Origin of the sequence: Cellulomonas bogoriensis 69B4 = DSM 16987, assembly GCF_000767165.1 — a bacterium.
Lineage (GTDB): Bacteria > Actinomycetota > Actinomycetes > Actinomycetales > Cellulomonadaceae > Actinotalea > Actinotalea bogoriensis.
On sequence record NZ_AXCZ01000148.1, the window covers coordinates 1 to 6,774 of the forward strand.

The following is a 6,774-nucleotide window of genomic DNA, read 5'->3' on the forward strand; positions in this document are numbered from 1 at the left end:
TCGGGTGGGTCGTGGCCGGGAGCGGGCGTACGCGTACTTCATGTACCCCCCGGAGCGGCCGTTGACCGAGACCGCGCACGACCGTCTGGCCACGATCGCGGCGAACACCGACCTGGGCTCGGGCATGCAGGTGGCGCTCAAGGACCTGGAGATCCGCGGGGCGGGCAACCTGCTCGGCGGGGAGCAGTCGGGGCACATCGCGGGCGTCGGGTTCGACCTGTACGTCCGGATGGTCGGTGAGGCCGTCGCCGCGTTCCGGGGTGAGGCGGACGAGCGGCCCGCCGAGGTGACGCTCGAGCTGCCGGTCGACGCGCACGTCCCGCACGAGTACATCGAGCACGAGCGGCTGCGGCTGGAGGCGTACCGGAAGGTCGCCGACGCCTCGACCGCGGAGGCGCTGGACGCGGTGCGCGCAGAGCTGGTGGACCGGTACGGGCCGGTGCCGGCGCCGGTGGAGAACCTGTTCGAGGTCGCTGCGTTCCGCAACCTTGCGCGGGGCGCCGGGCTGACGGACGTCACGGCCCAGGGCAAGTTCGTGCGGTTCGCGCCCGTGGAGCTGGCCGAGTCGGCCCAGCTGCGCCTCAAGCGCCTGTACCCGGGCACGGTGCTCAAGCCCGCGGTCCGCACCGTCCTGGTGCCGTTTCCCACGACGGCCCGGGTGGGTGGCAAGCCGCTTGCCGGTGCGGATCTGCTGGAGTGGTTGCGCACGTTCGTGCGGGCGGTGCTGCTGGGAGAGGTCGCGGCCGCGGCGGACGGCGCCTCGCGGTGAGCGCGACGTCGCCTACGATGACTGGTCGGGCGTGGTGGTGCGCCGAGTCGAGGGAGGCGGGCACGTGAGGGTGCGGACAGTGGTCGCGGCGGCGACGGCAGGTGTCACGGCGGTGCTGCTGACGGCGTGCGAGGGGCAGCCGGGCGCTGCGGCGATCGTCGACGGCGAGGTGATCAGCCAGTCCTACGTGGCGACGGCCCAGTCCGACCTGGTCGAGCAGTTCCCGGGTGTGGGCCCTCAGATCGTGGTGCAGATGCTGGTCCTGGCCCCGTTCGTGCACGGTGTGAGCGCCGACCAGGGCGCCGCGCTCTCGATGCAGGACGTCCGCGACAGCGTGACGGTGAACGTCGGGCCCGAGGCGGCGGACCAGCTGGGTGACGAGGCGTTCGAGGTGCTGCGCGCCGACCTGGCCCTGCAGCAGCTGTTCGCCGAGAACGACCAGGACGCGGTCATCACCGAGCTGCAGAGCCGGTTCGCGGCCGCCGAGATCCAGGTGAACCCGCGCTACGGGCGTTTCAGCGCGGAGGCCGGTGGCATCGAGGCCATCCAGCTGGACTGGATCCGTTACGTCGAGTGAGGCCGTGACGGACGGGGGGCCGGTGACCCGGTCGAGATCGGCGTGGTCCGATCTGGTGGCCGTCATGGACCGGCTGCGGTCACCTGGCGGGTGCCCCTGGGACGCGGAGCAGACCCACGAGTCCTTGTTGCGCTACGCGGTGGAGGAGGTCCACGAGGTCGTCGAGGCTGTCGAGTCCGGTGATCGGGACGCCATGCGTGAGGAGCTGGGCGACCTGCTCCTGCAGGTCGTCTTCCACGCACGGCTCGCCCAGGAGCACCCGGACGAGCCGTTCGACGTCGAGGACGTCGCGCGCGGTGTGGTCGAGAAGCTGGTCCGGCGTCACCCGCACGTGTTCGGGGACGCGGGCGCCGTCGAGGGCGCCGACCTCCACCGCCAGTGGGACCGCATCAAGCGCGAGGAGAAGCCCGCCCGGGGTGCGCTCGACGGCATCCCGCCGTCGCTTCCGGCGCTGGCACGGGCCCAGAAGGTCGTGTCGCGACTGCGGCGCGCCGGGTACCCGCCGCCGGTCGCGGACGCCGTACCGGACGACGCGGACCTCGGTTCCCGGCTCCTCGCGCTCGTGGTCGAGGCGGAGGGGCGCGGTGTGGACGCCGAGGGTGCGTTGCGGCGCACGCTGCGGGCTGTCGAGGCCGACGCCCGCGAGGCCGACCCGCCCGGGCCGATCCAGGATGTGGACTGAGCCGAACGTCCTCCGGATGGGCGCACGTCGGGACCTACGGTTTCCCCGGGGGTCAGGCCCCTTTTTCAGGCCGCTTCGGCCACGACGAGGAGAGACCGGATGAAGATCGGCGTGCCCCGGGAGTCACGACCGGGAGAACGGTTGGTGTCGGCGACACCCGCGACTGTCGCCCAGCTGCGCAAGCTCGGCTACGACGTCGTCGTGGAGGAGGGTGCCGGAGAGGGCGCCAGCTTCCCCGACCTCGCCTATGCCGAGGCAGGTGCGACGATCGTGCCCGAGGCCCAGGTGTGGGCGGCGGATGTGGTCACGACCATCGACGCGACCGGGGACACGAGGCTGAACCGCCTCGGTGGCGATGCCACCCTCGTCTCGATGATGGCGCCCGCCGCCAACCCGGGCCTGGTCGAGGACCTCGCCGCACGGGGCATCACCGCCCTTGCGCTGGATGCGGTGCCGCGGATCTCGCGCGCCCAATCGATCGACGTGCTGAGCACCCTGTCGAACGTGGCCGGGTACCGGGCCGTGATCGAGGCTGCCGAGGAGTACGGCGGCATGTTCACCGGCCAGGTGACCGCCGCGGGCAAGACCGCTCCTGCGAACGTGTTCGTGATCGGTGCGGGTGTCGCGGGCCTGGCTGCCATCGGTGCGGCAGGCAGCCTGGGAGCACAGGTGCGTGCGTTCGACGTGCGTCCCGAGGTCGGTGAGCAGATCGAGTCCATGGGCGCGCAGTTCGTGCAGGCCGAGGCGGCTCAGCAGGAGGTCAGCGCCGACGGCTACGCCGCTGAGCTGACGGCCGAGCAGGAGGCGCTCACGGCGCAGATGTACGCGCAGGAGACCGCACGTGCGGACGTCGTGGTGACCACGGCGCTCGTTCGGGGCAAGGCCCCGCGCACGATCACCGCGGCCATGGTGGCGGCGATGCGCCCGGGCAGCGTGATCGTCGACCTGGCGGCGTCCGGTGGAGGCAACTGCGAGCTCACCGTCCCGGGCGAGCGCGTCGTCACCGACAACGGCGTGGTGATCCTGGGCTACACGGACCTGACGAGCAGGATGCCGCGGCACACGTCGCAGCTGTTCGGCACGAACATCGTGAACCTCATGTCGTTGCTGACACCCGAGCGGGACGGTCGCGTGACCCTGGACCTGGACGACCCGGTCCAGAGGGGCATGACGGTCACCACCGGGGGAGAGGTGCTGTGGCCTCCGCCCCCGGTGCAGGTCTCGGCGGCCCCGGCCCCGCAGGTGGACGAGGCGCCCCAGGTCGACCCGGTCGAGCAGGCCCGGGTGGCCGCCGAGGTCGCTCGCCGGCGTCGGACCCGCCGGATGACCCTCGCGGGGTTGGGGGCGGTCCTGGCGGCGCTGGTCCTGACGGTCGCCCCGCCCGAGACCCAGCAGCACCTGACGGTGTTCGGCCTCGCGGTGATCATCGGCTACTACGTGATCTTCAACGTCTCGCACTCGCTGCACACGCCCCTGATGTCCCAGACCAACGCGATCTCGGGGATCATCCTGGTCGGCGCGCTGCTCCAGATCGGTTCGGCGAACGCGGTGGTGTCCGCGATCGCGTTCGTGGCCGCGGCGGTCGCGAGCATCAACATCTTCGGCGGGTTCCTGGTCACGTACCGGATGCTCGGCATGTTCCGGAAGGACGCCTGACGTGCTCACCTCGTTCGTGCAGGCCGTGTACCTGGTCGCGGCCGTCCTGTTCATCCTGAGCCTGGCCGGGTTGTCGGCCCAGACCTCGGCCCGCCGGGGCAACGTCCTCGGCATGATCGGCATGGTCCTGGCCCTGGCCGCGACCGTGGTCCTCGCGCTGCAGAACAGCGAGCGCTCACCGTTGGTCACCGGGATCCTCATCGCCCTGGTGTTCGCGATCGGTGCGAGCGCGGGCGTGTGGCGTGCCCGCAGCGTCGAGATGACGCAGATGCCCGAGCTGATCGCGATCCTGCACAGCTTCGTCGGCCTGGCGGCCGTGCTGGTCGGTTTCAACTCCTACCTGACCGAGGAGGCCGACGTCGTCCACCAGGTGGAGGTCTTCCTGGGGGTGTTCATCGGTGCGATCACGTTCACCGGTTCGGTGGTGGCGTACCTGAAGCTCTCGGCGAAGATGTCGTCGGCGCCGTTGATGCTGCCTCGTCGGCACGCGCTGAACCTGGTGGGGATCGTGGCCTCGCTCGGCCTGATGGTGTGGTTCGTCGCGCAGAACGCCCTGGTGCCGCTGACGGTGATGACGGTCATCGCGCTGCTGATCGGGTGGCACCTGGTCGCCTCCATCGGCGGCGGTGACATGCCGGTGGTGGTGTCGATGCTGAACTCGTACTCCGGGTGGGCCGCGGCGGCGGCGGGCTTCATGCTCGGCAACGACCTGCTGATCGTCGTGGGTGCTCTGGTCGGGTCGTCGGGCGCGATCCTGTCCTACATCATGTGCCGGGCGATGAACCGGTCGTTCATCAGCGTGATCCTCGGCGGCTTCGGGTCCGAGGGCGGTAAGGCGGCGGCCTCGGACGGGGAGCAGGGCGAGCACCGTGAGGTGGTGGCCGCCGAGGTGGCGGACATGCTCGCCTCGGCGCGGTCGGTGATCATCACCCCCGGGTACGGGATGGCCGTGGCCAAGGCCCAGTACCCGGTGGCCGACCTGGTGGCGAAGCTGCGCGCCTCCGGGGTGAACGTCCGCTTCGGTGTGCACCCGGTCGCGGGGCGTCTGCCGGGGCATATGAACGTGCTGCTCGCTGAGGCGAAGGTCCCCTACGACGTCGTCCTGGAGCTGGACGAGATCAACGACGACTTCGCCGAGACGGACGTGGTGCTGGTCATCGGTGCGAACGACACGGTGAACCCCGCGGCGTTGGAGGACCCGTCGTCCCCGATCGCGGGCATGCCGGTGCTCGAGGTGTGGAAGTCCCAGCAGGTCATCGTCTTCAAGCGATCCATGGCCACCGGGTACGCCGGGGTGCAGAACCCGCTGTTCTTCAGGGAGAACACCGCCATGCTGTTCGGCGACGCGAAGGACCAGGTCGAGCAGATCTCCCAGGCGTTGGCGTCGGCCACGGTGCCGGTCTGAGCATGGGCCGACCGTGATCGGGTCGGTGGTGCGTCTGGCGGGGCGCGCCACCGACCGAACGTCCCGCCCGCACCGGGCGGATGAGCACTACTGTGGAGTCCGGCCGGTTGACGAAGACCGGCGGCGGGGTCCCTCCGACCGTCGGCGTCCGTGGACGCGACACATCACCGGTGCGGGCCCGAACCCATCGAACAGATCGTCCGAAGGAGCTTCCATGGCCACGATCGAGGCCGTAGGCGCACGCGAGATCCTGGACTCGCGCGGCAACCCCACCGTGGAGGTCGAGGTCGCCCTCGACGACGGCACCATCGCCCGGGCCGGTGTGCCCTCGGGCGCGTCGACCGGCGCCTTCGAGGCCGTGGAGCGGCGCGACGGAGACAAGGGCCGTTACCTCGGCAAGGGTGTGCAGGACGCCGTCAGCGCGGTGATGGACGACATCGCCCCTGAGCTGATCGGTTTCGAGGCCAGCGAGCAGCGTCTGGTCGACCAGGCGCTCATCGACCTGGACGGCACCCCCAACAAGGGCAAGCTGGGCGCGAACGCGATCCTGGGCGTGTCCCTGGCGGTGGCGAAGGCCGCGGCGGACTCGGCGGACCTCCCGCTGTTCCGTTACGTCGGTGGCCCCAACGCCCACGTGCTGCCGGTGCCGATGATGAACATCCTCAACGGTGGGTCGCACGCCGACTCCAACGTGGACATCCAGGAGTTCATGATCGCCCCGATCGGCCCCTCGACCTACCGCGAGGCGCTGCGCAGCGGCGCCGAGGTGTACCACGCGCTGAAGTCGGTGCTGAAGAGCAAGGGTCTGGCCACCGGTCTGGGCGACGAGGGCGGTTTCGCCCCCAACCTGCCGAGCAACCGTGACGCGCTGGACCTGATCCTGGTCGCGATCGAGAAGGCCGGCTTCACGCCCGGCACGGACATCGCGCTGGCACTCGACGTGGCCGCCACGGAGTTCTACTCCGAGGGCACCTACCAGTTCGAGGGCAAGGCCACCTCGCCCGCGGACATGATCGCCTTCTACGAGAAGCTCGTGGCGGACTACCCGCTGGTCTCGATCGAGGACCCGCTGGACGAGGACGCGTGGGCGGACTGGGCCGGGCTCGTGGCGAGCGTCGGTGACAAGGTGCAGATCGTGGGTGACGACCTTTTCGTCACCAACCCGGAGCGTCTTGCCCGCGGCATCAAGGAGAAGTCGGCGAACTCCCTGCTGGTCAAGCTCAACCAGATCGGCACCTTGTCCGAGACCCTGGACGCGGTGACCATGGCGCAGCGCGCCGGGTTCACGGCCATGGTGTCCCACCGGTCCGGTGAGACCGAGGACGTCACGATCGCGGACCTCGCGGTCGCCACCAACTCGGGCCAGATCAAGACCGGTGCGCCTGCCCGTGGCGAGCGCATCAACAAGTACAACCAGCTGCTCCGTATCGAGGAGGAGCTGGACGACGCCGCACGTTACGCGGGCGCGAGCGCGTTCCCGCGTCGCGGCTGACACCAGCCCGTCACACCGAGGGCCCGGCCGCACGGTCGGGCCCTCGGTGTGTCCGGGCACGTGGCTGTCAACGCGCCCGCGGACGTGCGGGCGCGATGTCACGGACCGGGGCACAATCGACACATGGCTCGTCGTCCCCCACCGCCCACGCCTCGTCGTGGCACGCCGGTGCCGCCGGCGGCCTCGGGGGGCC

6 protein-coding genes are annotated in these 6,774 nt (G+C 70.6%); all 6 read left to right on the top strand.

The window, feature by feature from the left end:
• A partial coding sequence (locus tag N869_RS11675; RefSeq protein ID WP_035061910.1) for a TRCF domain-containing protein occupies positions 1–769 on the top strand: 769 nt, incomplete at its 5' end.
• Positions 770–833: 64 nt separating this feature from the next.
• A complete protein-coding gene (locus N869_RS11680; protein ID WP_156968515.1) occupies positions 834–1,346 on the top strand; it encodes a hypothetical protein in 513 nt (170 codons plus the stop codon).
• A 64-nt stretch (positions 1,347–1,410) separates the two neighbouring features.
• Positions 1,411–2,028: a MazG family protein gene (locus N869_RS11685; RefSeq protein ID WP_052105477.1), complete on the top strand. Its 618-nt coding sequence runs from the start codon at positions 1,411–1,413 to the stop codon at positions 2,026–2,028.
• Positions 2,029–2,127: 99 nt separating this feature from the next.
• Entirely contained in the window at positions 2,128–3,684 is a 1,557-nt protein-coding gene (locus N869_RS11690) for a Re/Si-specific NAD(P)(+) transhydrogenase subunit alpha (RefSeq protein WP_035061916.1), read from the top strand.
• Between the two features lies 1 nt (position 3,685).
• A complete protein-coding gene (pntB, locus tag N869_RS11695) occupies positions 3,686–5,089 on the top strand; it encodes a Re/Si-specific NAD(P)(+) transhydrogenase subunit beta (RefSeq protein ID WP_035061920.1) in 1,404 nt (467 codons plus the stop codon).
• A 214-nt stretch (positions 5,090–5,303) separates the two neighbouring features.
• Positions 5,304–6,581, top strand: a complete 1,278-nt coding sequence (gene eno / locus N869_RS11700; RefSeq protein ID WP_035061923.1) for a phosphopyruvate hydratase — start codon at positions 5,304–5,306, stop codon at positions 6,579–6,581.
• Positions 6,582–6,774: the final 193 nt, after the last annotated feature.

Excerpts from the sequence above, each read along its gene's own strand:
- N869_RS11690 (WP_035061916.1), top strand. The coding sequence starts at position 2,128 with ATGAAGATCGGCGTGCCCCGGGAGTCACGACCGGGAGAACGGTTGGTG.
- eno (WP_035061923.1), top strand. The coding sequence starts at position 5,304 with ATGGCCACGATCGAGGCCGTAGGCGCACGCGAGATCCTGGACTCGCGC.
- N869_RS11685 (WP_052105477.1), top strand. The coding sequence starts at position 1,411 with ATGGACCGGCTGCGGTCACCTGGCGGGTGCCCCTGGGACGCGGAGCAG.